This window comes from Micromonospora matsumotoense (assembly GCF_900091525.1).
GTDB classification, from domain to species: Bacteria; Actinomycetota; Actinomycetes; order Mycobacteriales; family Micromonosporaceae; genus Micromonospora; species Micromonospora matsumotoensis.
Genome location: NZ_FMCU01000027.1, coordinates 1 through 25,491, shown reverse-complemented (window position 1 = coordinate 25,491; position 25,491 = coordinate 1). Strand labels below are relative to the sequence as shown.

Here is a 25,491-nt window from a genome sequence, read left to right as displayed (position 1 = left end):
CGCCTCATGGCCGCCGGTGCTCCAACCGCGCCGGAGCCGGGGTGCCCAGCCGGACAGGGAGCGCGGTGACACTACGGCTGTACGAGGTGCGTCCCCACGTCACCGGCCCCTCCAAGTGCAGGTCCGGCAGGAGCGCGTAGATCTCCTCGAAGACCACTTCGAGCTCCATCGAGGCCAGGTGCGCCCCGACGCAGCGGTGGATCCCCGTGCCGTAGGCCAGCACGGGGGCAGCGCCACGCCGCCGTGATGAGGGATCGAAGCGCGACGGATCGAACACTCCAGGATCTTGGAACGCCCGGGGGTCGTGGTTGGCGCCGGTGATCAGCCCGTAGATCCGCGAGCCCGCAGGGAGAACCTCACCCCCCAGTTCGATGTCGCGTACGGCGACCCGCGGGATCGGGCTGTACATCGCCGGTGACTCGAACCGCAGCAGTTCCTCGACGTACGCCGCAGCCCCGCCGGGGGATCCGTCGAGGCGGTCGACGTGCTCACGACGGACCAGCGTGCGCCACAGCGCCAAGGCGATGACCCAGGCCATGGTGGGCCCTCCGCCCGCGAGGATCGTGAACACCATGGCGATGATGTCGTTCTGCGAAAGGCCACCCTCGTCATCTCTCGTGTCGGCCAGGGCCGTGATCAGATCGCTGCCTCCGCTGCCGCGCCGACGGGCCACCAGGTCCACCACGAAGGCGTCCAGTTCCACACTGCTGTGATCCGCGTCGGACAGGCGGACGTCGGTGAGCGTCGGATCGAATGGCTGCTCGATGCGCCACACGCACGTGTTCAGCCAGGAGATGTCCGCCGGGGGCAGGTCCAGCAGCAGGCTCATCATGTGCGTGGGAAGAGCGGTCGCCAGTTCGTGCAGGTCCGCCTGCTGTCCGGCGGTCAGTCTCGCCGTGAGGTCTCGGACGCTGTCCGCCACGACCACCCGGGTCTGCTCCCGGAGCGCGGCCACCCGGGCGGCAGTGAAGTACCGCATGTAGACCCGGTTGAGGCGGGTGTGCTCGGGTGGATTCCGGAGCCCGATGGTGTCCGCCAGCCGACGGACGCTCGGGTGCTGTTCCATGGCCCCGGACCGGAGGATGCCGGCCGCCTGCACCCGGATGTGATCCGGCGGCGCCCGGAAGAGACGGGAGACGTCCTCGTAGCGGCTGACCAGGTACTCGCCGTCCGCTCTCCGGTACACGGGGGCGTTCTCCCGCAGCCAGGCAGCCAGGGGCAGCGGATCCGCCATCACCGCCGGGTCGGACAGCACGGCGTACACGTCCGACGAGGCCAGCACCGTCCGCCAGTCCCGACTGGCGCCGGAAGCCGACGCAGCGAAGTGCGATTTGGCTGTCATGCGCGAATCACTCCTACCCTTCTCGCATCTCGAACAACGCCACGTACACAAGGACTTGTATGGAGTTCAGTTCATTCGTGCGAGTGTTCCCTCACATCCCCAAACTGCTCTCCCCGTGGTCGTCTGGCGATAGCGGCGGACATGCGATCGGCTAGTGCCCCGTCTTTGAAAGTTGATCGTGTAATGCGTCGGTTCTGAGGATGGATCGGCAGGCCACCTCCCCGCACTCGTGGTGGGAGGTGATGGCCGGTGGGTGGACGGCCGGAGGTGTCCGTCCGGCAGGTGTCGACGACCGAGGGTCAGCGGCCACAGCGGACCACCCCGTCCACGGCTGCGTGACGGGGCACTAGCTGATAACCCACTTCGCGTAATCGCCCGCCCCACTCGGAGGCGAAGAGGGAGACGAAGACGATGAGGGGGAAGGGCTTCCGCCCGCATTCAGATACGACATCAGGACGACGATCGTCCCAGGCGCCGGGTTATTCCCGTAGATAGAGAGACACCACCCGCCTGACAGACCGCTCAGCAATCTGCCGCCATTGGTAAGAGTCCACTGCTGGTTAGGGTTGGTGGAACCGCAAGGCCAGTCGAGCACGGAAGTTCCGTCGGCGGTCACGCCGTTCAGGACATCGACACATCGACTCGAATCGGCTTGGGAGGAAAGGTTGCCAGCGTTCCCAGCGCTGAAAGCCCAGCTCATAGGCCTCCCACCTTGGGCGCATGGCATGGCGACCAGCGGTGCCCCATCGATCGTGTTGCCATTGTAGAGCGTTAAACACAATCCCGAGTCTGGATTCTTGAGCTGATAGTAGTTAGCGTTGACACCCACTTGTACGCCATTCCGATCGGAATCTTCCAGCTGCGCCGTCGCGCCGACTGCCGGCCGCACCAGAAGACTCAGTCCGAGAAGGATGGCTCCGACTCCTGCCGTGAGGGCACGGCGATCACGATGGAGATGATCCATGCGATGATCCATTCGTAGATGTGCATACTACTCATCAGTATCCGGATGCGAGAAGGAGATCGCAATAGCCGCTCGGCCATGGCATCGATCACCGCTCCCCCTCCTGATCGCCTAGCGATCTTTCCGAGACGGGTCACCAGGCCACTGGCTCCGCGAGCACAGATCTTTGGTGACTGATCAGGTGGTCGTCGGCGGGTTCGGTAATCTCGATCGTGGGAATGCCGTTTTGCGGCAGGAGAACGCGGCGTTGCGGGCCGAGAACAGCGACCGGTACTGGGCGGCGCGGAGCGGCAAGAAGACAGTGCAAGCGTCGACACAGGTCAACCCTGGACCTGAACCGATGGCGTTCGGCACCTGCTCAACGACCCGGAGCGTCACCAGTCGACAGGTTCGGGCCGGCGGGGCTTCCCAAAGTTGGGAGAGGGTCAGCGACCCACGCGGATGCGGTCGGCGGCGTACAGCTCTCGGGAGCCGTCGGCGCGGAAGATCACGATGACCAGGATGCCCACGCCCATCTCCAGTTCGCGTCGTCGGCTGGGGTAGGCATCCGGGCGGTAGCGGTGTCGCCCTTGAGGAGGGCCACCGTTTCGGTCGGCTCGATGGTGCGGACGAACGTGCCGCGCGGTGGTTCCACGATGACGAGCCCTTCCGACTGGAGCAGTGCTACCGGTTGTCAGACGCGCGTGCAACTCAGCCCGTACTCCTGAGCCAACCGCAGCTCGCTGGGCAGTGAGGCCCAGGCGCGAGGGCGCCAGAGATGATCCGGTCCGCCAGGAGGTCTGCGAGCTGCCGGAACGCGGCGCGATCCGCACTCGGATCGATCATGAAATCGACGTTACGTGTCCAACAGTTCCACTACCACCAAGACAACCGGCCACCCGGGAGACACCGCGATGACCACACACCTTCCACTCACGCCGGGCTGGACCTGCGGCGGCTGCAATGCCGAATGGCCCTGTCACACCCGTCGTCAGGAGTTACGAGCGGAGTACCACCGCGCCCCGGTGTCGCTGGCCCTCTACCTGGCCCCTAGTTCGTCGACGCCGCCTAGGACCTGACCCGTGTCTCCGCAGGCCACCTGCACTACCGATTCCTTGGCTGGATGCGATGAGCATCCTCCGACTCGGCGGAGGCAACGCCTCGGACGACGCCAGCAGTACAGCAACCTCCCCCACCGGACCCGACCCGCAACGACCCCCAGGGGCCGGATGGCCGATCGGGAAGGCTGCCTACTCGGCGAGAAAACGCCCACTCCGGGCAAGGTCTCGGTCATGCCCTTGAGCCGTAGCACCTGCATGGCGCGGTCGATCACGGGTTCCGTAACGCCGTAGTGCTCGATCAGCCTCGTTCACGTCCACTTCATCGGTCGCATCGACGTCACCCTCGGCCCTCGACGCTGGCTCAGTTCGCCGTAAGCGGGTCTGAGGCGTACCCCTGCTCCACGCACAACGCCGCCTTGGAGTAGCGGGCAAGCAGCTTCCCGCCGTCGCGCTGCGGGTCGGCCAGGCCCACCGTCACGCACCTGCCGAAATCGGTGCCGACACTGTGCACCGTCACCCCACGCTGCTGCCAGAACGCCTGGTCGTCCCGAACCTTGGCGGCCCATTCCTCAAGATTCGCCGCCGAGTACGTGGCGTCGACGAAGTCGACAAGCACCGCCGGCGCCAGGGCGCGTACCGCCGCGTCCATACCGGCGGTCGGCACGCGGTAGATCAGCAGGCGCCCGCCCGGCACGTCTAGGGCCACGCCGGCGTACGCGGCTGGCCACCGACCCGGGGCGACCTCATCCACCCGAGCGCCAGCGTCCATCAGCGCCTCCTGACCTGGCCAGTACGACTGCTCCGGCACGGGCGACGAGGGTGGCGGCTGCGGCGCGGCCTGCGCGGCGACGGTGCCGCAGGCGGCGAGCACGGCGAGCAGCGGCGCGGCGAGCAGCGCAGTCAGACGACGGTGCATGGTCGGACCTCCTACGGGGGTACGGCGAGCTGCGCCATTCGGACACTACGGGTATAACGATCCGGCCGGTGGTGAGACTCACGCCCTCCCCCCGGTTGGATCACCGCACGGACCCGTCAGTTGATGCGGATCGTCGCCCCGGCCCGGCTCAGGAACTGCGTGATGTCGATGATGCGGTCAACCCGGTCAGGGCACGACCCTGGCCGGTGACGTGCCTACTGCCTCGACGCCCGGAGAGCATCAACGCGGACGATGACCCGATACCTGTGACGCTGCCTACGTAGCCGGACGAAGAACCTGATGCCTGGTGACTATGCCGGCGGTGGGCGAGGGGTGAGCCAGGCGAGGGGTTCTCCGGTGAGGGCGGCGTCGGCGAGGCGGTGGGCGCTGGCGGTCTTCAGTGCCGCGCGTGAGCTGTCGATCCAGCGTTGGACGTTGTCGATACCCTGGTGGCGGTATTCGACTGCTTGGACGAGGCATTCCAGCTTGTCGGCGTCGCGGGCGACGATGGCCTCCGGTGTCTCGCCTGCTTCGTACTCGGCGACGGCGGCGTTGATGAGGTTGGCGACGGCCGGCGGGCAGGCGGCGACCTGGTCGGCGGTAACTGCGGTGTTGGGTGCGGCGGTGAGGTAGCGCCTGGCGATGTGTGGGATGTCGGTGATCCGGGTTTCCTGGGTGTCGTGCAGGACGCACAGCATCGACACCCGGGCGGGGTCGGCACCTTCCATGGCGGCGAGCATCATCCCGATGAGCGCGGTCCGGAACGAGTGGTCGGCGATGGATTCGGGGTGCTTGACGCCGACGAACCACCAGCCGGTGCGGGCGGCGCGTTTGAGTACGCCGGCCTCGAAGATGAAGCTCATGGCTCCGGCGGCGTGGTGGTCGTCGTTCATCTGCCCGTCCCTGTGCCGGTGACTCCGTCTGCCCGCAGGCTGTAGACGACAGAGGTTAGTTCCTGCCGGGATTGTGGAGAGATGCGGTCGCTGTCCAGGAGCGGGTACTGCGTTTGAGGAGCGGGCGGCTCTCGGCGGGGTTGTCGAGGGTGAGACCGCGTCGTATGGCGAGCAGAGCCCAGATGTTGTGGACGTTGAGATCGACGAAGGGATGCGTCGGGTCGAGGCGCTGGACCAGGTGCCGGAAGAGAACCGAGCCGTGCCAGTCTGCGAGCGGTGCAGGCATAAGGAGTCGTCGTGCTGGTGACCAGGTTCGGAGCGTGATCGCCTTGCGGGCGCGGGTGGTCGGCGCTTCACGTTCGGAGGCTCCCTGATCATCCTGGTGAAGTCCCGACATCGTGTCAGGTGGTGGTGAGGAAGCCCGCCGCCCGTTCGTCGAGTCGCTTGGCGAACGGGGGCAGGCGTGGGCCGAAGCTGCTGAGCCGGGAGCGCATGTTCCGCACGGCCAAGGTGGCACGGCCGGACCGGACACCGGCCATCGAGTCCAGGGCGTTGTTCCAGTTCTCGGTCGCCTCGCGCAGTCGTCCGCGCGCGCACTGCACGTCGGCAAGGTTGGCCAGCGTCAGGGTGTGGATACGCCGGTACGCCTCGGTGTTGCGGGTGGTGACCGAACGGCGCAGCTGGGTTTCGGCGGCAGGGAGGTCGCCCAGGTCACGAAGGGCTTGCCCGGCCTGGCTGGCCAGCGACGTCTCGGTGAAACCGCTGGCCTGAATCCACGCCGGCTCGTCGTCCGGGGACGCCTTCGCCAGGTGGGCTTCGGCTGCTTTGAGCGCCGCCGACGTTCGGACCCTGTCGCTCGTCGCGGCATGCCCCCGAGCGGCGAGAACGGTGAAGAGGGCGGTCGCCGCCGGGGTCGCCCTCCCCCTCGACCATTCGAGTGCCGAGCTGGCGAGTTGCAGCGCCTCCGGGCCGTTTCCCAGGTCAACGGCCTGATGCGCCATCGCGCGCAGCGTGAAACCGGCGAGCGCCCGATCGTCCGCCTCGTTCGCCAACCGCAACGACTGGAGGTAGTACCGCTGGGCCACCCCGTGCAGGGATGAATCGAACGCTTTCCAGCCCGCGAGGTAGGTCAACTCGGCGGCGGCGCTGAACATGGCCCGACGATCGTGGTCGGACGCGAAGTTGCCCTGGAGATAGCCGGCCACGTCGGAGGTGAGGTACTGGACCACCGCGAGACGAGCGTTCCCGCCGCCAAACCGCTCGTCGGCCGTGCTGAACACGGCAAGCATGTCCCGCACGGCGTCGATCTCGCGTCGGCCCACTGCCGTGCCCCCATCCTGCGCCCGCTGGCCCCGGTCGGCAATCTCCTGCCAGGAGTCCAGCGGAACGGCAAGCGCAGCCAGGGAATACAGGGCGGTGAGCCCGAACGCTCGTCGTTCCACGTCCCTCCCCCGAGCTTCGGGTGGCCAGTAGCCGGATCGTGTTTCCACCTCTTCAGACCGGTCAAGTGTCCGCGACCGCAGGTGTCCACGCAATCAGATCGGTGAGTGTGAGGGCCGGCGGGGAGACGAGGCAGACATCCATCATCATGGGCGGTTCCGGCACTCGGTCCACCCGTAGCCTTCTGTCAGACGACAGTTGGAGATCCGATGAACGACGTGAGCGGCCAGGGGCGGAAGCACAGCGCCGAGAGCTTCGCTGCCGAGCTCAGACGCAGGATCAGGGAGGGCGTGAAGGGCTACGAGGCCGGCGCGAAGCTCCCCACCATCCGCGAGTTCGCCGCGGATGCCGAGGAGGCCGTAGCTCGCGGGGTTGCCGAGAAGGCCATTGATCGCCTGCGCGCCGAAGGGCTGATCGAGTCGCGCCGAGGCTCCGGCAGCCTGGTACGGGCGAGCCGCGTCCCGCGAACCTCGCCCGGCAGGCTCTCCGCCGATCAATGGGGACGCGGGCTGTCGATCCAGGCATACGACTCGGCAGACCCACCGAAGGCCGTGGATGTCACAGTCGGCGATGTCGTGCCGCCCGCACAGGTCGCCGACGCCCTCGGAGTACCGCCTGGCGGCATCGTGCTGTCGCGGTATCGCCGGTACGTCCGTGGCCGACGCTCGGTTCAGCTCGCCACCGCCTACCTACCGACGGACCTGACCCGTGGCACACGGATCGAACACACGGACACTGGATCGGGAGGCACGTTCGCCCGACTTGCCGAGCAGGGCTTCCGGCCGACCAGATTCGTGGAACGCGTCATCAGCCGTGCACCGACTCCCGAGGAGATCGATGGGGTCGACGGGCGGGAGGGGCTGAGCCTGCGCCGAGAAGGCAGTCTGGTCTTCGAGATCACCAGACATGCCTACGCGGGAGATCGCTGCGTGGAGGTGTCCCTGATGGTGCTCGACGCCGAGGTGTACGAGCTGGTATACGAGTTTCCAGCCGGTGGGGACGACAAGTAGGAGGCACACGGAGCGGGTTCCTGGCGGTCATGCCGGCTCAGTCTTGAGTCGACCGTCCAGGTAAGGCTGAGATGGTCGTTGAAAGCAGGCGCCGGAAACACGGGACCCGACGGTGCGGACGTGCCGGAAGCCCTGCCCACGGTAGTAGTCGTGGAGCCGGTGGTTGGTGGTCCAGGCGTCCAGCCGCAGCCAGGTCAACCCTGCCGCGTAGGCCCGCCCACCCGCCCAGTCGAGCAGCTCACCACCGAGGTTCTCGCCGGCATGGGCGAGCGGAATCATCATCTTCGCCGCGTACAGGGCGTCGACCGGATCGTCCTCTGGATACCACAGCGCTTCCGGGTCCCGGTCCGGCTTCCACAGGCCGTCAACATCCACGTAGGCGGTCAGGGTGATGGTGGCGGCCGGATCGTCGCCGGCCCAGACCATCCACGTCTGTCCGGCGGAGACGGTCGCCGCAACGGCCGAGCGGGGCAGCGGGATTGACCACTGCTCCTGACCACGGGCGGCGAGCCATGCCACGCGCTCCCGTCGCCACCCCATGATTGTCTCGACGTCCTCTAACCGCGCCGGCGTAATGATCATTCCGGCGCTTCCTCGGGGCGGAACCTGGCGATGACGCGAACGTCGCCGTGGGTGGTGACGATCTGGTTGCGGTCACCAGCGAAGACGTTGAAGGACACCCGCACCGGGCGCTGCTCGGTGTAGCCGGTGCGAATGTGCAGCAGGATCGTCGTGCCCGGTGGCAATCCGAGCAGGTTCGTCTCCTCGGGTGTCGGCATCCGGGAGAGGTACTCGTCGTAGTAGGCGGTCTGCTCGTGACCGCGCTCGCCCAGGAGCCGGGTGGTCCCCTGCGGGATGTCCTTCGGCGAGAGCAGCTCGCGGATCTCCTCGGCGAGGTCCATCGGGTAGTAGGTGTCCTGCAACGAGGACGGCTGCCCGTTGACGTATCGGACGCAGCGTCGCAGCACGGCGACCGAGTCGGGCTCGACGTGGAGACGTTCGGCGATATCGGATGAGAGCAACCGAATCATCAGCGAGAACTCCTGTGCCGCCTCATACCCCTGTGCCACCACCTCCGTCCGCCACGCGTCCGCCTCAGCCGTCGGAGGGGCAGGCATCTCCGCGCGATGGGCATGAAACGTCAGGATGGCTTTCCTTCGAACGATCATGCCGCCACCGCGCCCCGGCACCCTGTGCACCAGGCCCTCGTTGATCAGCAGCGCGGTGGCATCGCGGACGGTGTTTCGGGAGACGTCGTACCGCTCTTCAAGCTGCGGCTCGGTGGGAAGCCGATCGCCCTCCCTCAGCGCTCCCGACACGATCTGATCTCGAAGCTCGCTGGCGATCTGGCGGTACTTCGGCTGACCCACGGTCCCATCCTCTCCCTGTCGTACCAACCAATCTATCGGCACGGTATTGACCCGCACGCGACGACCTGTAATGGTTGGTATGAATCCGACGTCACGCAGAGCGACTCTTGAATCACCAAAGGATGTGGCATGGAAGACCGGGCACGTGAACTGGCGCGGGACATGGAGGTGGTGAACCGCGCCCTTGAGTCGAGTCGCATCCATCTGGTCGCGCTCGCCAGGGCAGCAGACGCGCTTGAGCTGCGAGGGCCGATCAACTCACCGCTGCTCACGCTCGTTGAACACGCCGAGGAGACGGCGGCCCGCGTGACGAGGAACCTACGCGCGCTGTCGCCGACGCACAGTCCCACTGCCGGGGTCGGGGAGCAGGGGCGCTCGTGATCTCCAACGTCCTGTCGGTGGTGTTCGGGGGGCTGGTGCCGGGCTTCCTGCTCGGGCTGCTCGCGTTCCGGGTCAAGTCCCGGTGGTGCCCCCGCTGCGGCGAGTCCACCCACACCATGCCGCTGCCGGGGCACGACCGGTGACCGGGCCGGGCCGGCAGCGCACCGGCGGCGAGCCGCCGATCGGCCGGCGGATGGCCGAGTTACGGACCCGCCGGGGCATGAGCCAGCAGGTCTTCGCCGACCGGATCGGCAAGTCGAAGAGCTGGGTCGACAAGGTCGAACGCGGTGTGCGTACCCTCGATCGGCTCTCCGTCATCGAGACGGTGGCCGGGGCGCTCGGCGTCGCGCCGCAGCTCCTGCTCACCGGTCGGACCCCGCCGGCACCGGTCACCGACGTCGGTGCCGCCGTGGAACGGGTCCGGGCCGCCCTGGCCCGGCACGACGCTCCGGCATCCGCCCCGATCGGGGCGGCGGTGCGGCAGCTCGACGACCAGGCGGGCTACGCGTGGACGGCGTACCGCAACGGGCAGCACCCCCAGGTGTTGCGGATGCTGCCCGGCCTGCTCGTCGACAGCCGCCACGCCTGCCACGTCAGCCTGGCGGACCCGCCCGTGCTCGAACTGCTGGTGCGGGTCTACCGGCTCACCGCCCAGACACTGGTCAAGCTCGGCGACGCGCACCTGGCCTGGCTGGCCGCCGACCGGGCGATGATGGCCGCCACCCGTGGTGACCCGCTGCGGATCGGGCTCGCGGCGGTGTCGCTCACGCAGGCGCTCCGGCGGGGCCGGCTGGCCACGACCGCCGCGCTCACCGCCGTACGCCAACTCGACCCGGCGGTGACGCACGGCCACCCGCCGGCGTCGGCCCTGACCGGGACGCTGCTCATCGAGGCCGCCCTCGCCGCCGCCGGTCACGGCGACGCCGCCACCGCCCACGACCTGACCGAACGCGCCGCCCACCTCGCCGCCGACCACGAACGGCACGACCAGGACGGCGTCACGTTCGGCCCCATCAGCATCGACCTCGCCCGTGCCCTGACCGCGACCCGCCTCGGCGACCACCATCGGGCCGTCGCCCTGCATCGCCGGGCCACCGACCAGGAGGGTTGGCGGCGGCTCCCCGCCGAACACCGCGCCGCCCACCTCATCGACATCACCCGGGCCCACCTCGACCTCGGTGACCACGACGCCGCCGGGCGGGCCCTCGTCACCGCCGACCGCATCGCCCCGGCCGAGACCCGCACCCGTCCCGCCGCCCGGGTCGCCCTGACCGCCGTGCTCCGCGCCGGCCCCACCCCGGCCGACGTCGCCCGCCTCGCCGCCACCATCGGGTTGACCCGCCCCTGACCTGTGCACCTGGTGGCCGGATCGGTCGTTGAGTGACGTCCAGGAAGCGCACCTGATCATCAGCCGGCAGACCGCCGACGCACTCGGACCGGTCAGCGGCTACCACGCCCATCGCCAGCCCTGAGCCCAGCGGTCGCGGCTACCGGGCCTCCCGACCCGGTGGACCTCCTTGGGGACAGCACAATGACGGCATGATTCTTGCTAGGGTCCGCGCGGATGTCGCCGTGATCGACGATCTGTTGCGGGACATCGCCGAGCGCCCGGTCGACCTCGACGATCCGAACTGGATGGCCCAGATCCGGCAAGCGCCGCCGCCGGTGGAAGAGGCCGGGGTGGCGGCCGAGGCGTCCGCCGCGCTCGAGGCGCTGTTGGAGGCGTACGAGACCGGCGGAGCGCCGGCCCGTGCGGAGGTCCGGGACATCTTTCGGGCTCACCCGTCCTTCCGCTGGGCCGCCCACCTACCGGTGGCGTGGGATTCGGTCGGAGAGTTCCGCCGACGACTCGTCCATGTCTCCGCGATGGATCAAGGCGCCGATCCGCGCGACGAGCTGATGACGATCTGGTCGCTGTGCCACCGGGCCCGCGAGTGTGGCATCGACGTCGAGCCGGTGCTCCGCGAGGTGGCGAACCTGTCATCCGACGCGGATCTCTACGGATTCGGCTCGATGCAGATGCTGATCATGCGAGGACTGGAGATACACGACCTCGACTAGAAATCGCGACAGGGAGCCTGCCACTTCCGCACGGTGCCCCGACCAGGATTCGAACCTGGGCTCTCCGGTTTCGTAGACCGGCGCGCTGTCCGCTGCGCCACCGGGGCTCACGGCCGACGCCCGGGGGCGTCGGCCGGTCTAACCCTTTACACAGACCACCTGCTTGAGGTGGGCCACCACCTCGACCAGGTCGTCCTGCTGCGCCATCACCTCGGTGATGTCCTTGTACGCGCCGGGGATCTCGTCGACCACCCCGGCGTCCTTACGGCACTCCACCCCGGCGGTCTGCTGCGCCAGGTCGGCGGTGCTGAACGTCCGCTTCGCCTTCGTCCGCGACATCCGCCGCCCCGCGCCGTGCGAGGCCGAGCAGTACGCGTCCGGGTTCCCCCGCCCCCGCACGATGTACGACCCGGTGCCCATCGACCCGGGGATGATCCCCAGGTCCCCCCGGCCGGCCCGGATCGCCCCCTTGCGGGTCACCAGCACGTCCACCCCGTCGTAGCTCTCCTCGGCCACGTAGTTGTGATGGCAGGAGATCGGCTCCCCGTAACTGACCTGCGGGAACGCGTCCCGGACCACGCCGCAGAGCAGGGCCAGCATGACCGCCCGGTTGCGCCGTGCGTACTCCTGCGCCCACCACAGGTCCCGCCGGTAGGCGTCCATCTCCGGGGTGCCGGCGAGGAACACCGCCAGGTCCCGGTCGGGCAGGTCGGCGTTGTGCGGCAGGGTACGGGCCACCCCGATGTGCCGCTCGGCCAGCTCCTTGCCGATGTTGCGGGAACCGGAGTGCAGCATCAGCCAGACCTGCCCGGCGTCCGGGCCGTCCTGCTCGACGCAGACCTCGATGAAGTGGTTGCCGCCGCCGAGGGTGCCGAGCTGGTGCCGGGCCCGGCTCTCCAACTGCGCCACCTTCCGGTCCAGGGTGCCGAACCGGGCCCAGAAGTCGTCCCAGCCGCGCTGCTCCAGGCCCCGGACCCGACGCGGGTCGACCGGGTCGTCCCGCTTGGCGAAGCCGACCGGCACGACCGCCTCGATCGCGGACCGCAGCGGTGCGAGGTTGTCGGGCAGGTCGGCGGCGGTGAGCGAGGTCCGTACCGCGCTCATCCCGCAGCCGATGTCCACCCCGACGGCGGCCGGCGAGACGGCCTGCCGCATGGCGATCACCGAGCCGACGGTCGCGCCCTTGCCGTAGTGCACGTCCGGCATCACGGCGACGCCCTGCACCCAGGGCAGCGCGCCGATGTTGCGCAGCTGCTGGGCGGCCTGCGGCTCGATGCCGTACGGGTCGGTCCAGACCCGTACCGGGGCCTTCGTGCCCGGCAGCGGGGTGAATGCCATGGTGGTTCTCCTCGTTCGTGGGGGCAGGGGTGAGCGGCTTCGCACCGGCGACTGTCGGGGCCGGAACCCGGTGCGCGGCACCCCTCGGCGGGAGTCGGGGACGAAAAAGCCGCCCGGTCCCCTGGTAGGGATGGGCGGCTGCGCGTGTCGCGCTGGCGCTATCCGCGCCGCCACCCCGGTCGCTGGCCGCACCGGCGCTGGGTTCGCCTGCCGGCGGGCAACAGCACACCACCGCACGGCAACTGCCGTGTGGTTTCGGTGTGCAGGTGCTGCGACACGGTGCGCTCCCCGGTTGATCGGTGTGCTGTTGCCGTTGAACCTAGGCGGACGCCCGCACCGCCGCAAATGGATATTCCCGCCCGCACAGGTGGCGGCTATCGCGGTTCGCACATCCCCGACAGCCTGTCGAGCCAGACGCTGCCCACGAGGGCGGCCGGGTAGCGGGCCTCCCGGACCTGCCCGTCGGCGGTCTGCACGGAGAACCGCATCGACAGCGGCTCCGTCCCGACCGCTTCCCCGCACTGGAACAGCACCACCACGCCGATCCAGCCGGTGCCCCCGGGTCGGATCAACCGGGTCAGGCCGAGATTTTGGATCAGGACGGTGGGGCTCTCCGCCCGGACCGACCGTACCGTGATCGGCGACGGCCCGGCGTTGACCACCGCCAGCGACCCCTCGATCCGGGCCCGGCCCCCGGAGTTCACGCCGGCCGCTGTCCACTCCGGCGGGGATGGCCACCAGCGTGACCGTCGCGTCCCGCTCCTGTCGGGCGCGGGCCTCCCGCGACCGGTCGACACCCCAACCGCCCAGCACGGTGCCGGCGGCGAAGGCGGCCACCAGACCGGCGACGAGCCAGGGTCGGGAGGCACGCCGGCCACGGCTGCCGGTCGGCCCGACGGATTCGTCCCGAGGCGCGTCCAGGTCGATCACGGCATCCCCGGTGGACATGGCGACAGCCTAGGGTTCCCCCGGGCGGTGCGGGCGTATCCGGCCCGGACACCACGCGGTACGGTCCGTGGCCATGGCATTGTTGCGGTGCGACTTCGACTCCGAGGCGCTGGGAACCAGCACGTCGATGACGGTGATCCTGCCGCAACCCGACCCGGAGCTGCCCACGGCACCGGCCGACGGCGACCCGCCGGTGCTCTACCTGCTGCACGGCCTCAGCGACGACGACACCGCCTGGACCCGCCAGACCTCGATCGAACGTTACGTGGCGTCGCTGGGCGTGGCCGTGGTGATGCCCCAGGTGGGGCGCAGCTTCTATACCGACGAGACACACGGCAACCGGTACTGGACCTTCCTCACCGAGGAGCTGCCCCGGGTCTGCCGGTCGTTCTTCCGGATCTCCGAACGCCGGGAGGACACCTTCGTGGCCGGGCTGCCGCTGCGCACCCGGCCCCCCGTCACCTGACCCGACGGGCGCGGCACCGCCACCGGGCCGGGGCGGGCGGTCAGACGCCCACGCTGCCGTCCACGCCCTCGCGCAGCAGGTCGGCGTGGCCGTTGTGGCGGGCGTACTCGTGCATCATGTGCAGCATCACCAGCCGCAGCGACACGTCCTCACCCCAGCGCGCCTGGTGGCCGGTGACGTCGAGCGAGGCCGCCGCCAGCTCGATACGCCGGGAGTGCGCCACCTCCCGCTGCCACGCCTCGAACGCCTCCGCCCCGGTCGACCCGGTCGGGTCGTACGCCTGCTGGTAGTCGCCGGTGTCCGACCAGAGCAGCGGCACGTCCTCGGCGTCGATCACCCGACGGAACCAGGCGCGCTCCACCTCGGCGAGGTGCCGCAACAGGCCGAGCAGGGTCAACTGCGACGACGGCACGGCGCGGCGACGCAGCTCCTCGTCGGTCAACCCCTCGCACTTCATGGCGAGGGTGGCCCGGTGGAAGTCGAGGAAGGCGCGCAGCGTCTCCCGCTCCCCGGCGCGCAGCGGCGGGCCGATCCGTTCGGTGGTCATGTCGGGTCCTCCACGGGAACGGGGCCGCCCCGGGCGGGCGGCCGGAAGCCGTCGGGCAGCCTAGCGGCGTCCGGGTGCCGGCCCGCCGGGGCAGGTCGACCGGCGGGCGGCCGACCCCGGGACCGATGACGGGCGGGTCAGCGGGGCAGGGACGCGCGGGCCACCGGAAAGTCGAAGTAGGTGTCCGGGTAGGGCTCGTCGGCGTACCGGTAGTGCCACCACTCCCGGTCGTAGTTGACGAAACCCTCCTCGGTCATCAGGCGCTTCAGCAGTTGCCGGTGGGTCCGGGCGTCGCCGCTGACCCGGGCGTCGGCGGTGTGCGCGAGCGGGTCGAAGCAGTCGAAGCCGGTGCCCATGTCGAGGCTGCCGTCGGCGAACCGCCGGTCGGCCGGATCGGTGCAGGCCACCAGCGGCCGGCCCGGGGCGTACGAGGCGCGGGGCGGGGCCGGCCGGGGTTCCAGGGTCAGGTCGAGGGTGCTGCCCCGGCTGTGTGCGGTGGGCGCACCGAGGTAGCCGTCGGCGAACAACTTCGACTTGGCCACCCGGGGATAGAACTCCGCCTTCATCTGCTGCGCGGCGGGGTCCTTCGCCCAGCGGACGAACTCGTCGGCGGCGCGCTGCGGCCGGTAGCAGTCGTAGACCCGCAGGCTCAACCGTTGGGCACGGGCGGCGTCCTGCACCCGGCGCAGCGCCTCGGCGGCGGTACGGGTGAGCAGGCACAACGGCTCGTCATAGCCGTCCACCGGGCGGCCGACGAAGTTGTGCGGGCCGGCGTAGCGGACGTCCACGACGATGCTCGGGTCGACCTCGGACAGCAGCACCACGTCGGCCGGGGCACGGGGTCCGGTCGGGGTGGGCGTGGCGGCGTCCGCCGGCGGCGCGGGGTGCGGGGGCCGGTCACAGCCCGCCGCCGCGAGCACCACCGCGACGAGCAGCAACCGGACCAGCACCCACCGGCGGCGGTACGCGCCGGGCCTCACCGCCGTCGGCGGACGTCGTGGGGTCGGTGGCGCAGGGCGAGCAGCAGCCCGGCGAGCCCGGCCACGACGGCGGCCAGGGAGACCGCGACCAGCGGACGTGACCAGGGGTGAGCGGCCGGGTCGAGTCGGCCCGGCCCACCGGCGGCGGCCAGCGGGGGCGGGGTGGCGGCGGTCCCGGACGGGCCGGCGGTCAGTTCACCGGGGTTGACCAGGCGGCCCACGGCCGCACCCCGGGGCACCCCGAAACCCCAGTCGAGCAGGGCCGCGCACTGTTCCCAGCCCCGCTTGTCAACGACCTCCGCGCCGAGCAGGGTGACCACGAGCCGCCGGCCGCCGCGTTCGGCCGCCCCGACGTAGGTGTGCCGGGCCAGGTCCGTGTAGCCGGTCTTGCCGCCCAGCGCCCCCGGGTACCGGTAGAGCAGCTGGTTGTCGTTCTGGATCGGGAAGGCCTTCTCGCCGAGCGCCGGCTGGGCCGGGATCATCACCTCCCGGGTGGTGTCGTAGCGGCGGAAAGTGGCATCGGCGAAGCAGGCGCGGGCGATCAGCGCCAGGTCGTACGCGCTGGTGAACTGGCCCGGCCCGTCCAGCCCGGACGGGGTCGCCGCGTGGGTCTGCCACGCGCCGAGCTGCCGGGCGTGCGCATTCATCGCCCGCAACCCGCCGGGCAGACCGTCCGCGCCACCGCCGAGCCGGGCCAGCGCGTTCGCCGCCTCGTTGCCGGACTTGAGCAGCAGGCCCAGCCAGAGGGTCTCGATCCGGTACCGGCCGCCCTCGGCGAAACCCACGGCGGAGCTGCCGGGCTCGATGTCGAGGTCGCCGTCGGTGAGGGTGACCACCTGCCGGGGGTCGAGGGTCGGCAGCACGGTGGCGGCGAGCAGCAGCTTCTGCACGCTGGCCGGGGTGCCGTACTCGTGCGGGCCGCAGCCACCGAGCACGTCGCCGCTGTCCAGGTCGGCGACCAGCCAGGAGGTGGCCGGCACGGCGGGCGGCGCGGACGTCCCGGCCGGCCGTACCTGCGCCCTGGTGGCCAGGGCGGGGCCCCCGACCGCACGGGCGGCGGGGTCCGCGCGCGGCGGCGTCGGCCGGGGCGGCCGGGACGCCGCCGGCACGGGCGCGCACGGCCCGGTGGTCACCGCCCCGGCAGCGGCCACGGCACCGGCGGGCGCGCCGACCGGCGACAGCAGGAGGCCTACGATGACAGCGGCGGTACGTCCCCGAACTCTCACGCTGACGAACGTAGTGATGCCGGGTCCGTCGCTCGGGCGATCCGGTGAATCACGCCCTGCGGGCCCGGGTCGACCGGTAGCATGCCGCCCCTGCTGCGACGAACCCGCAGCTCGAACCCACATTCGGGTCCCCGGCACCGGGCCGTGGGTGCGCCCGGTGGTCACCCGACCTGCGGCGGGAGGTGTCGACGACGGTCCATGCGGGTAGCGGAGGGTAGGCACCGGTGAAGGAGGAGACCATGACCGACCCCCGTTACGCTCCGCTCGGCCTCGCGGCCGGTGGTGACCTGGTCGACGTCGACGACGTCGACACCCGCCCCGTGGTGGGGGCGGACGACGCCCGCGCCGACGCCGCGCGGGCCGGCGCGGAGGTGGACCTGTCCGGGGCGGACCGCGACGGCGACGGCGTACCGGTCGGGTCGGCCGACGCGGACGCCGACCGGGCCCGCGCGGCGGGCGAGGAGGGCTGACCGTTCGGGCGGGGGCGATCCACGCCCCCGCCCGACGGGTTCAGCGGTCTGCCGGGGTGCGACCCGGCCCGCCGGGTTCAGCGACCCCGGATGGCCCGGTGGATCTGCACCGGCTGGGCCGGGGCGCCGTCCACCGGCGCGGGGTCCTCCGGGGTGGGCGCGATGCCACCGGCGGCGATCCGGTCCAGGGTGGCCAGCCCGGCCGCGTCGATGCTGCCGAACACGGTGTAGTTGGGGCGCAGCGCCGAATCCGACTGCACCAGGAAGAACTGGCTGCCGTTGGTGTCCGGACCGGCGTTGGCCATGGCCAGCGTGCCCCGGGCGTAGAGCCGGCGGACCCCGGTGGGGTCGGTCGGCGCGGGCGGCAGGTCGGTGGGCAGTTCGTCGCGGTAGCGGTAGCCCGGCCCGCCCTCACCGGTGCCGGAGGGGTCCCCGCACTGGAGCACCTTGAGCGTCGGGTAGGCGGTCAGCCGGTGGCAGGGCGTCCAGTCGTAGAACCGGTGTCGCGCCAGGTGCAGGAAGCTCTGCACGGTGCACGGGGCCTGCTCCCGGTCCAGGGTCAGGCCGATCGGCCCCTGGTTGGTGCGCAGGGTGACCCGGACCGTGCCGTGGTCCGGCGTCTGTCGCGGGTCCCGCGGCAGCGGCACCGGCCGGGCCGCCGGTTCGTCGGGCGTGGAGGTGTACGCGCACGGCCCCTTCGTGGTCCGGGCGGCGCTCGGCCCGTCGGCCGGCGCGGCGACGGCCGCGGTGCCACCGGCGACGACCAGCGCGGCCGAGGCCAGCGCCGTCCCGGCGAGGCGGGCCAGCCGGCCATGGGCACGCGACCCGGCGGCGAACGGTCGGGGTTCACTCGACACTGTGGTCCTCCTGGACTCGTGGTACCGGAGAGGCGGGTGGTACCGGAACGACCGGAGTCTATGGAGGGCGGACCCGGTTGTCGACGCCGGCCGGTCCCGGGCGAGGCGGCACCGGCGAAGGGCGGCGGTCAGTCCCAGGCGACGCGTCGCCGGACCCGTCGGCGGGCCCGCCGGCGGCGGCCGACGGCGAGCAGGACGGCCAGCAACCCGACCAGTACCGCAGCCCCGCCGACCAGCGCCCCACCGCGCCAGTCCGGCGCGCCCACCACCCGCCCGGCGGGATTCGGCGCGGCGGCCACCGGGGCGGACGCCCACGGCGTCGCGCTGGGGGTGGTCACCTCACCGGGGTCGACCAGTCGGCCCACCGCGGCGTCCCGGGGCAGGCCGAAGCCCCAGTCGAGCAGCCGCGCCCCCTGCTCCCAGCCGCGCACCGGGCGGGCCTCCGCACCGAGCAGGGTCACCACCAGCCGCCGGCCACCACGTTCGGCGGCTCCGACGTAGGTGTGCCGGGCCAGGTCCGTGAAGCCGGTCTTGCCGCCCAGCGCCCCCGGGTACCGGTAGATCAACTGGTTCTCGTTCTGGATCTGGAAGCCGGGCTTACGCAGCGCCGGTTGGGCCGGGATCTGGGCCCGCTCGGTCAGTGCGTACCGGCGGAAGGTGGGGTCGGCGAAGCAGACCCGGGCGATCAACGCCAGGTCGTACGCGCTGGTGAACTGCCCCGGCCCGTCCAGCCCGGACGGGGTCACCGCGCGGGTCTGCCACGCGCCGAGCCGGCGTGCCTCGGCGTTCATCTCGCGGACCCCGGCCGCCGCGCTGCCCGCACCCAGGCGGGCCAGCAGGTTGGCCGCGTCGTTGCCGGACTGCAGCAGCAGGCCCAGCCAGGCGGTCTCGACCGAGTAGCGGCCCCGGTCGAGCAGGCCGACGGCGGAGCTGCCGGGCTCGATGTCCAGGTCCGGGCGGGTCACCGTGACCACCTGCTTCGGGTCCAGCTTCGACAGCATGGTGGCGGCGAGCAGCAACTTCTGCACGCTGGCCGGGGTGCCGTACTCGTGTGGGCCGCAGCCGCCGAGGACCGCCCCGGTGTCCAGATCGGCGACCAGCCAGGAGGTCGCGGTGACCGGCGGCGGCGTGGGTGCGCCGGGCGGCACGGTCAGTCCGGTGGTGGCCAGCGCCTCCCCACCCACCGCCTGTTGCGCGGGCACCGCCGGGGGCGGCACGGGCCGGGGAGGTCGGGTCACCTTCGGCGCCGGCAGCTTCGGGCACGGCACGACGGCGGCGCGGGCCGATCCGGCGCGGACCGCACCGCCCGCGTCCGCCGGAGCGGGCGTCACTCCGACGGGGAGTACGGCCGCGACGGCGGCGGCCAGGACCCGGGCTCTCATGCTCAGGCACCCTACCGAGGCGGCAGGCCGCTCCCCCAGGGGGCGCGACTGGCCCGACGGAACCGATGCAGCTCACTTTCGGTGAGCATCCGATGACTCCAGGTTGCCGAAAACGCTGCTCCGGAGTGCAGCCGGGATCGCTCCCACCCTCGCTGAGCTGCGTTTTTACCCATGACCACGGAGAGCTACCGGAAGCTGACCGAAATTCTTGAACGATCTCCGACCGGTCCCCGTATCCATCGCCGCAAGGACGGACCGGGGCGGTCGCCAGTGCCAGACGGCGGACACCGGTCCCCTTCACCCCAGCCACCGTCGGGCCCCCGGACGCGACATCGTCCACGGCCCGCCGGAGATCAGAGGAGAGGTACATGGCCAGGCCAATGCGGAAGAATTCCGTCCTCAAGCTCGGCGGAGTGGGCGCCCTGGCGGTGCTGCTCCTGGGTGGCGGTCTGCAGCTCGCCTCCGCCGCCGAGAACACCGGCAGCAGCGCCGCGCAGACCGTGAACTGCCCCACCGTACGGGACAAGCTGCCGGCGATTCCGGCGGCGGCTGCCGCCGGGGTGGAGCGGGAACTGGCCAACCTGGACGAGGAGATCGCCCGGCAGAACGAGCGGCTGGCCAAGCAGGCGGCCAACCCGCAGGGCGGCGCCAACTTCATCAACAACGCCATCCTCGGCCCGCTGAAGAGCAAGCGCGTCGCGGTGCTGGACCGCATCGAGATCAACTTCAACCGGGTCGGCGCGCAGCGCCCCAACCTGGACAGCCTGGCCACCTGCGGGCTGAACGCCCCGGGCGTCGCCAGCGCGCTGAACAGCTCCGTCAAGGCGGGTAACGCCGGCACGGGCGCGAACACCACGGCCGCCGCCCAGACGGTGAACTGCCCGACGCCGCAGATCCCCGCCGTGCCGGCCCAGGCCGCCGCGAACGTCCAGGCCGAACTGGCCAACCTGAACAAGCAGATCAGCGAGGCCAACGCCCGCCTCGCCCAGCAGGCCGCCAACCCGCAGGGCGGCGCGAACTTCATCAACAACGCCATCCTCGGCCCGCTGAAGGACAAGCGCCAGGCCGCCCTCGACCGCATCGAGATCGCCTTCAACCGCGTCGGCGCACAGCGCCCCAACCTCGACAACTTCGCCGCCTGCGGCCTCAACGGCGCGGGTGCCGGCAACGCCGGGGCCGGGAACGCGGGTGCAGGTAACGCGGGTGCGGGCAACGCCGGAGCCGGCAACGCCGGTGCGGGCAACGCGGGTGCCGGGAACTCCGGTGCCGCCCGGACGGTGAACTGCCCGACGCCGCAGATCCCCGCCGTGCCGGCCCAGGCCGCCGCGAACGTCCAGGCCGAACTGGCCAACCTGAACAAGCAGATCAGCGAGGCCAACGCCCGCCTCGCCCAGCAGGCCGCCAACCCGCAGGGCGGCGCGAACTTCATCAACAACGCCATCCTCGGCCCGCTGAAGGACAAGCGCCAGGCCGCCCTCGACCGCATCGAGATCGCCTTCAACCGCGTCGGCGCACAGCGCCCCAACCTCGACAACTTCGCCGCCTGCGGCCTGAACTGACCCCTCGCGCACGGACGGCCCGGCGGATGATCCGCCGGGCCGTCCGGCTGTGTAGGGACCGGTCGGCTCAGGGCGCCTCGGCCGCGCCGGTCTCGGCCAGGTAGCCGTACAACGCGGCGGAGGCCCGCAGCCGGCACACGCTGCGGCGGTGCAGGTCCTGCTCCCGGCGGGCCAGTTCGGCCCGGACCCGGTCCGGGCGGCCGGTGCTGCGCAACTCGTCGAGCACCGCGGTGATGATGTCGAACGGGTACCCGCCCCGGCGCAGCAGCGCCACCACCTGCGCGGCCCGCCACTCGGCCACGTCGTACACCCGGTAGCCGGTGCCCCGCTGCCGGTGCGGGCGGAGCAGGCCGCGTTGCTCCCAGAGGCGCAGCTGCGAGGTCCGCACCCCGACCTGGGCGGCCACCACACCGATCCGGGCGTCCCGGCGGGGCACGGCCGTCGCCGGGCTGCCCAGCACCGTCTCGAAGGCGCCCAGCACCCGGGCGATCTCGGCCCGCTCGCGGTCCAGCTCGGCATGCCCGGCGTCCAGCGCGGCGAGCGCCGTCGGCAACTCGCCCCGGTGCACGGCGGCCAACACCTCCCGGGTACGCGACCAGCCGTGCCCCTCGGCCATCCGGCGGGCCACCGCCAGGGCCCGGACGTGGCGTGCGGTGAACATCCGGTAGCCGCTCGGGGTGCGGTCGGTCGGCGGCAGCACCCCGTCGGCCAGATAGTTGCGCACCTGCTGGGTGGAGATCCCCGCGCTGGCCGCGACGTCGACCAGCCGCCACCGTCGCTCCCCCACCCGCTCACCCTATCGGTTGTCATGTGGTTTGAGACTTTCCGCCCGGCGCTCCCCCAGCCAACGCGGTGAGCACCGACGAAAGTCTCAATAAGATCATGAATGAGAAAATCGAAGGTATGGAGCAATCAGCGAAGTCCGCCGACCACCACGACGTGATCGAGGTACGCGGGGCCCGGGAGAACAACCTCACCGGCGTCTCCGTCGACATACCCAAGCGGCGGCTCACCGTCTTCACCGGGGTCTCCGGTTCGGGGAAGTCGTCCCTGGTGTTCGGCACCGTCGCCGCCGAGTCCCGCCGGCTGATCAACGAGACGTACAGTGCCTTCCTCCAGTCGTTCATGCCGAACCTGTCCCGGCCCGACGTCGACTCACTGCGGAACCTGACCCCGGCGATCGTGGTCGACCAGGAACGGATGGGGGCCAACTCCCGCTCCACCGTGGGCACCGCGACCGACGCGTACGCGATGCTGCGGATCCTGTTCAGCCGGCTCGGCGAGCCGCACGTCGGCGGGGCCGGGGCGTTCAGCTTCAACCTCGCCGAGGGCATGTGCCCGGCCTGTGAGGGGCTGGGCCGGGTCTCCGACCTGGACGTGTCGGCCATGGTGGACGTGGAACGCTCGCTCAACGACGGGGCGATCCTGGTGCCGAACTTCGCCGTCGACTCCTGGTACTGGCAGACCATCGTCGGTTCCGGCCTGTTCGACCCGGACGTCAAACTCCAGGACTTCACCGCGCAGCAGTGGGCGGACTTCCTGCACAAGCCGGCCACGAAGATCAAGGTGGGGGCCAACAACTGGACGTACGAGGGTCTGGTGGTGAAGGTCCGCCGGCTCTACCTGGCCAAGGACCGCGAGTCCATGCAGTCGCACATCCGCTCGTTCGTGGACCGGGCGGTCACCTTCACCACCTGCGCCGCGTGCGGCGGGGCCCGGCTCAACGAGGCCGCCCGGTCGTCGAAGATCGCCGGACGCACCATCGCCGAGTGCGCGGCCCTGCAGATCAGCGACCTGGCGCAGTTCATCGGTGGGATCGACGCCCCGTCGGTGGCGCCGCTGGTGGCCGACCTGCGCGACACCCTGGACTCGCTGGTGGAGATCGGGTTGGGCTACCTCAGCCTGGATCGGGAGTCGGGCACCCTCTCCGGCGGCGAGGCGCAGCGGGTGAAGATGGTCCGTCACCTCGGGTCCAGCCTCTCCGACGTGACGTACGTCTTCGACGAGCCGACGGTGGGGCTGCACCCGCACGACATCACCCGGATGAACGACCTGCTGCTGCGGCTGCGCGACAAGGGCAACACGGTGCTGGTCGTGGAGCACAAGCCGGAGACCATCGCGATCGCCGACCACGTGGTCGACCTCGGCCCGGGAGCCGGCACGGCCGGCGGCCGGATCTGCTACACCGGCGACGTGGCCGGGCTGCGGTGCTCCGACACGCTGACCGGTCGGCACCTCGACCACCGGGTCACCCTGCGGACGGCCGTCCGCACACCCACCGGTCACCTGCCGATCCGGGGGGCCGACCTGCACAACCTGCGCGACGTCGACGTGGACCTGCCACTGGGGGTGCTGACCGTGGTCACCGGCGTGGCCGGCTCGGGCAAGAGCTCACTGATCCACGGCTCGCTGCCCCGTCGGGACGGGGTCGTGGTGGTCGACCAGTCCGCCATCCGGGGCTCCCGACGCAGCAACCCGGCGACCTGGACCGGCCTGCTCGACCCGATCCGCACCGCGTTCGCCCGCGCCAACGGGGTGAAGGCCGCGCTGTTCAGCGCCAACTCCGAGGGCGCCTGCCCGACCTGCAAGGGAATCGGGCTGGTCTACACCGACCTGGCCACGATGGCCGCCGTCGCCACCGTCTGCGAGGCGTGCGAGGGGCGTCGCTACACCCCCGAGGTGCTGGGATACACGCTGCGCGGCCGGAACATCAGCGAGGTGCTCGGCATGTCGGTGACCGAGGCCCGGGAGTTCTTTCCGTCCGGGCCGGCCCGGGTCGTGCTCGACCGACTGGCCGAGGTCGGTCTCGGCTACCTCACCCTGGGGCAGCCGCTGACCACCCTCTCCGGGGGGGAACGCCAGCGACTCAAGCTGGCCGTGCACATGGCCGAGAAGGCCGCCACCTACGTGCTGGACGAGCCGACCACCGGGCTGCACCTGGCCGACGTGGACCAACTCCTGGCACTGCTGGACCGGCTGGTCGACGCGGGCAACACGGTGGTCGTCATCGAGCACCACCAGGCGGTGATGGCGCACGCGGACTGGATCATCGACCTGGGCCCGGGCGCCGGGCACGACGGTGGCCGGGTCGTCTTCACCGGCACCCCCGCCGACCTGGTCGCGCGCGGTGACACCCTGACCGCCCGCCACCTGCGCGAGTACGTCGCACCCCGGTAACCGACCGGTCGCGCAGTTCGGCCCGGCGGGGATGCGGTGGCACTCACGCCGGCTGGGACGGGGTGCCGGTCGCGGTCGCGCCGACCGGAACGCGGTACCGGCCGCGCCAGCCGGGGCGGCCCAGGACCGGGGCGGGCTGCGGGCGGGGCTGTCAGCGGTCCGGGAGCCGCCGCAGCCAGACGCGCTGCCAGGGGGTCTCCACGGCCTTCGGGTGGTAGCGGTCGCGGACCCAGCTCACCGCCTGCCGGGCCGGCAGCCCGTCGAGGATCGCCAGGGCGGCGAGGGCGGTGCCGGTCCGGCCGATCCCGCCCCGGCAGGCCACCTCCACCCGGCCACCGTCGTGCGCGCGGCGCAGTGCCTCGCGGAACGCGTCCAGGGCATCCGCGCGGTCGAGGGGCAGCCAGAAGTCGGGCCACCGGATCTGCCGGTAGGGCCAGGCCGGGGCCGGGCCGGGCGCCAGGATCAGGGCGAAGTCGGCGGGCGACACCACGTCGGCCACCCGTCGCCCGCGCACGGTCGCACCGCTGGGCAGGGTGACCATGCCGGTCGAACTGGACCAGTCCACACCCGTGATTCTGCCCGGTACGCACGCAGCGCGCCGCCCCCGACCCTGGTGGGTCGGGGGCGGCGCGTGTCGATGTGCGGGTCGCCTCTCGGCGCGTGGCGCAACGCGGCTCCAGCCGGACGGAACTCCGCGACGGCATTTCAGGTGAGGCCCGGGGACACCGAACACACCGACACCCTGCACAACGCGGGACCCCCCAGGCTCCTTCCCCGCCCTCCAGTGACCCCCGTCACTGCCCGCTGTCCGCCCCACCACCACGGCACCGGTCCCCCAGCCCCACCTGCCGATCGGACGGCGGACGGCGGACGCGGTGTTGGCCGGCACCCCGGGTGTAGGGTGCCGGCCAACGGCGTCATGTGCGGGGTACGGGTCAGCTGTTCCAGTGCTTGGCGACGAGGTCGGCGGCCTGCTGCTCCCACTGGGCGTAGTGGTCGGGGTACGCCGAGACCTGGACGGTCTGGGCGGCCTTGGTCAGGGGCATGTCCTGCCAGCCGTCGACCTGCTTGAGGCCCTTGAGGAACGCCATCGTGGCGTACTCGGGGTCGGTGATCTGCTCCAC

The 25,491-nt window shown here is 71.3% G+C and carries 25 protein-coding genes, 1 tRNA gene and 4 pseudogenes; 9 read left to right on the top strand and 21 right to left on the bottom strand.

The window, feature by feature from the left end:
* Nucleotides 1-4: 4 nt before the first annotated feature.
* From GA0070216_RS30940 to GA0070216_RS30900, 8 genes and pseudogenes are all read right to left on the bottom strand, one after another.
* On the bottom strand, nucleotides 5-1,342 hold the full coding sequence (locus GA0070216_RS30940) for a cytochrome P450 (protein ID WP_091253506.1): 1,338 nt from the start codon (nucleotides 1,340-1,342) through the stop codon (nucleotides 5-7).
* Between the two features lie 346 nt (nucleotides 1,343-1,688).
* On the bottom strand, nucleotides 1,689-2,306 hold the full coding sequence (locus tag GA0070216_RS36740; RefSeq protein WP_176739224.1) for an RICIN domain-containing protein: 618 nt from the start codon (nucleotides 2,304-2,306) through the stop codon (nucleotides 1,689-1,691).
* Nucleotides 2,240-2,398 carry a hypothetical protein gene (locus tag GA0070216_RS34860; RefSeq protein ID WP_176739222.1) on the bottom strand — a complete coding sequence of 53 codons (159 nt, stop codon included), beginning with the start codon at nucleotides 2,396-2,398 and terminating at the stop codon, nucleotides 2,240-2,242. Before GA0070216_RS34860 ends, GA0070216_RS36740 begins: the two co-directional genes overlap by 67 nt.
* A gap of 1,148 nt (nucleotides 2,399-3,546) precedes the next feature.
* Nucleotides 3,547-3,648, bottom strand: a pseudogene (locus tag GA0070216_RS36510) (GntR family transcriptional regulator); the annotation flags it as partial.
* Between the two features lie 59 nt (nucleotides 3,649-3,707).
* Nucleotides 3,708-4,262, bottom strand: a complete 555-nt coding sequence (locus tag GA0070216_RS30915; RefSeq protein ID WP_091253499.1) for a hypothetical protein — start codon at nucleotides 4,260-4,262, stop codon at nucleotides 3,708-3,710.
* A 311-nt stretch (nucleotides 4,263-4,573) separates the two neighbouring features.
* Nucleotides 4,574-5,155 carry an HD domain-containing protein gene (locus GA0070216_RS30910; RefSeq protein ID WP_091253494.1) on the bottom strand — a complete coding sequence of 194 codons (582 nt, stop codon included), beginning with the start codon at nucleotides 5,153-5,155 and terminating at the stop codon, nucleotides 4,574-4,576.
* A pseudogene (locus tag GA0070216_RS35895) lies at nucleotides 5,152-5,507 on the bottom strand (transcriptional regulator); the annotation flags it as partial. The pseudogene GA0070216_RS35895 and the gene GA0070216_RS30910, both read right to left, overlap by 4 nt.
* Nucleotides 5,508-5,556: 49 nt before the next feature.
* The gene (locus tag GA0070216_RS30900) at nucleotides 5,557-6,597 is read right to left on the bottom strand and encodes an NsdA family TPR-like regulatory protein (RefSeq protein ID WP_091253490.1); all 1,041 of its coding nucleotides are present in this window, start codon (nucleotides 6,595-6,597) and stop codon (nucleotides 5,557-5,559) included.
* A 207-nt stretch (nucleotides 6,598-6,804) separates the two neighbouring features.
* On the opposite strand from GA0070216_RS30900, the gene GA0070216_RS30895 reads away from it, so the two are divergent.
* Nucleotides 6,805-7,605, top strand: coding sequence for a GntR family transcriptional regulator (locus GA0070216_RS30895; protein WP_091253487.1), 801 nt, complete (start codon nucleotides 6,805-6,807; stop codon nucleotides 7,603-7,605).
* 27 nt (nucleotides 7,606-7,632) lie between these two features.
* Here GA0070216_RS30895 and GA0070216_RS30890 read toward each other — a convergent pair whose 3' ends face one another.
* Complete coding sequence (locus GA0070216_RS30890; protein ID WP_245722847.1) at nucleotides 7,633-8,124, bottom strand: N-acetyltransferase; 492 nt, start codon at nucleotides 8,122-8,124, stop codon at nucleotides 7,633-7,635.
* Between the two features lie 59 nt (nucleotides 8,125-8,183).
* Nucleotides 8,184-8,975, bottom strand: a complete 792-nt coding sequence (locus GA0070216_RS30885; protein WP_091253480.1) for a GntR family transcriptional regulator — start codon at nucleotides 8,973-8,975, stop codon at nucleotides 8,184-8,186.
* A gap of 129 nt (nucleotides 8,976-9,104) precedes the next feature.
* On the opposite strand from GA0070216_RS30885, the gene GA0070216_RS30880 reads away from it, so the two are divergent.
* The 4 genes from GA0070216_RS30880 (at nucleotide 9,105) to GA0070216_RS30870 (ending at nucleotide 11,417) form a co-directional block, all read left to right on the top strand.
* Entirely contained in the window at nucleotides 9,105-9,356 is a 252-nt protein-coding gene (locus GA0070216_RS30880) for a hypothetical protein (protein ID WP_091253475.1), read from the top strand.
* Nucleotides 9,353-9,499 (top strand): hypothetical protein, encoded by a 147-nt coding sequence (locus tag GA0070216_RS34855; protein WP_176739223.1) that lies wholly within the window; start codon nucleotides 9,353-9,355, stop codon nucleotides 9,497-9,499. Before GA0070216_RS30880 ends, GA0070216_RS34855 begins: the two co-directional genes overlap by 4 nt.
* Nucleotides 9,496-10,704, top strand: a complete 1,209-nt coding sequence (locus GA0070216_RS30875; RefSeq protein WP_245722846.1) for a helix-turn-helix domain-containing protein — start codon at nucleotides 9,496-9,498, stop codon at nucleotides 10,702-10,704. Before GA0070216_RS34855 ends, GA0070216_RS30875 begins: the two co-directional genes overlap by 4 nt.
* Before the next feature lie 191 nt (nucleotides 10,705-10,895).
* Nucleotides 10,896-11,417 (top strand): hypothetical protein, encoded by a 522-nt coding sequence (locus GA0070216_RS30870; protein WP_091253471.1) that lies wholly within the window; start codon nucleotides 10,896-10,898, stop codon nucleotides 11,415-11,417.
* Nucleotides 11,418-11,451: 34 nt separating this feature from the next.
* Here GA0070216_RS30870 and GA0070216_RS30865 read toward each other — a convergent pair.
* The 3 genes from GA0070216_RS30865 to GA0070216_RS30855 all read right to left on the bottom strand — a co-directional run bounded on the left by GA0070216_RS30865 (nucleotide 11,452) and on the right by GA0070216_RS30855 (nucleotide 13,459).
* Nucleotides 11,452-11,524, bottom strand: a tRNA-Arg gene (locus GA0070216_RS30865).
* 31 nt (nucleotides 11,525-11,555) lie between these two features.
* Nucleotides 11,556-12,755 (bottom strand): RtcB family protein, encoded by a 1,200-nt coding sequence (locus tag GA0070216_RS30860; RefSeq protein ID WP_091253468.1) that lies wholly within the window; start codon nucleotides 12,753-12,755, stop codon nucleotides 11,556-11,558.
* A gap of 374 nt (nucleotides 12,756-13,129) precedes the next feature.
* A complete protein-coding gene (locus GA0070216_RS30855) occupies nucleotides 13,130-13,459 on the bottom strand; it encodes a hypothetical protein (protein WP_091253465.1) in 330 nt (109 codons plus the stop codon).
* A gap of 317 nt (nucleotides 13,460-13,776) precedes the next feature.
* Here GA0070216_RS30855 and GA0070216_RS30850 point away from each other — a divergent pair.
* Nucleotides 13,777-14,145 (top strand): annotated as a pseudogene (locus GA0070216_RS30850) (alpha/beta hydrolase); the annotation flags it as partial.
* A gap of 64 nt (nucleotides 14,146-14,209) precedes the next feature.
* On the opposite strand, the gene GA0070216_RS30845 reads toward GA0070216_RS30850, so the two are convergent.
* From GA0070216_RS30845 to GA0070216_RS30835, 3 genes are all read right to left on the bottom strand, one after another.
* Entirely contained in the window at nucleotides 14,210-14,716 is a 507-nt protein-coding gene (locus tag GA0070216_RS30845; protein WP_091253460.1) for a DinB family protein, read from the bottom strand.
* A 137-nt stretch (nucleotides 14,717-14,853) separates the two neighbouring features.
* Entirely contained in the window at nucleotides 14,854-15,696 is an 843-nt protein-coding gene (locus GA0070216_RS30840; protein ID WP_245722845.1) for a M15 family metallopeptidase, read from the bottom strand.
* A complete protein-coding gene (locus GA0070216_RS30835; RefSeq protein WP_245722844.1) occupies nucleotides 15,693-16,922 on the bottom strand; it encodes a D-alanyl-D-alanine carboxypeptidase family protein in 1,230 nt (409 codons plus the stop codon). The genes GA0070216_RS30840 and GA0070216_RS30835 overlap by 4 nt, the downstream gene beginning before the upstream one ends.
* 239 nt (nucleotides 16,923-17,161) lie before the next feature.
* Between GA0070216_RS30835 and GA0070216_RS30830 the strand changes: the two genes are divergently transcribed.
* The gene (locus GA0070216_RS30830; protein WP_091253597.1) at nucleotides 17,162-17,392 is read left to right on the top strand and encodes a hypothetical protein; all 231 of its coding nucleotides are present in this window, start codon (nucleotides 17,162-17,164) and stop codon (nucleotides 17,390-17,392) included.
* Between the two features lie 77 nt (nucleotides 17,393-17,469).
* Here GA0070216_RS30830 and GA0070216_RS30825 read toward each other — a convergent pair whose 3' ends face one another.
* Both GA0070216_RS30825 and GA0070216_RS30820 read right to left on the bottom strand, forming a co-directional pair.
* A complete protein-coding gene (locus tag GA0070216_RS30825; protein ID WP_245722843.1) occupies nucleotides 17,470-18,249 on the bottom strand; it encodes a peptidylprolyl isomerase in 780 nt (259 codons plus the stop codon).
* Nucleotides 18,250-18,377: 128 nt separating this feature from the next.
* On the bottom strand, nucleotides 18,378-19,631 hold the full coding sequence (locus GA0070216_RS30820; RefSeq protein ID WP_091253457.1) for a D-alanyl-D-alanine carboxypeptidase family protein: 1,254 nt from the start codon (nucleotides 19,629-19,631) through the stop codon (nucleotides 18,378-18,380).
* A gap of 368 nt (nucleotides 19,632-19,999) precedes the next feature.
* Between GA0070216_RS30820 and GA0070216_RS30815 the strand changes: the two genes are divergently transcribed.
* Nucleotides 20,000-21,190: a hypothetical protein gene (locus GA0070216_RS30815; protein WP_091253454.1), complete on the top strand. Its 1,191-nt coding sequence runs from the start codon at nucleotides 20,000-20,002 to the stop codon at nucleotides 21,188-21,190.
* Nucleotides 21,191-21,257: 67 nt separating this feature from the next.
* Here the strand turns inward: GA0070216_RS30815 and GA0070216_RS30810 are convergent, their stop codons facing one another.
* Nucleotides 21,258-21,977 carry a MerR family transcriptional regulator gene (locus tag GA0070216_RS30810; protein WP_091253449.1) on the bottom strand — a complete coding sequence of 240 codons (720 nt, stop codon included), beginning with the start codon at nucleotides 21,975-21,977 and terminating at the stop codon, nucleotides 21,258-21,260.
* Between the two features lie 116 nt (nucleotides 21,978-22,093).
* Here GA0070216_RS30810 and GA0070216_RS30805 point away from each other — a divergent pair, with 116 nt between their 5' ends.
* Complete coding sequence (locus tag GA0070216_RS30805; RefSeq protein WP_091253446.1) at nucleotides 22,094-24,367, top strand: ATP-binding cassette domain-containing protein; 2,274 nt, start codon at nucleotides 22,094-22,096, stop codon at nucleotides 24,365-24,367.
* Between the two features lie 151 nt (nucleotides 24,368-24,518).
* Here GA0070216_RS30805 and GA0070216_RS30800 read toward each other — a convergent pair whose 3' ends face one another.
* Together GA0070216_RS30800 and GA0070216_RS30795 are read right to left on the bottom strand one after the other, a co-directional pair.
* Nucleotides 24,519-24,908 (bottom strand): protein-tyrosine phosphatase family protein, encoded by a 390-nt coding sequence (locus GA0070216_RS30800; protein WP_091253443.1) that lies wholly within the window; start codon nucleotides 24,906-24,908, stop codon nucleotides 24,519-24,521.
* 394 nt (nucleotides 24,909-25,302) lie between these two features.
* Nucleotides 25,303-25,491 (bottom strand): annotated as a pseudogene (locus GA0070216_RS30795) (hypothetical protein); the annotation flags it as partial.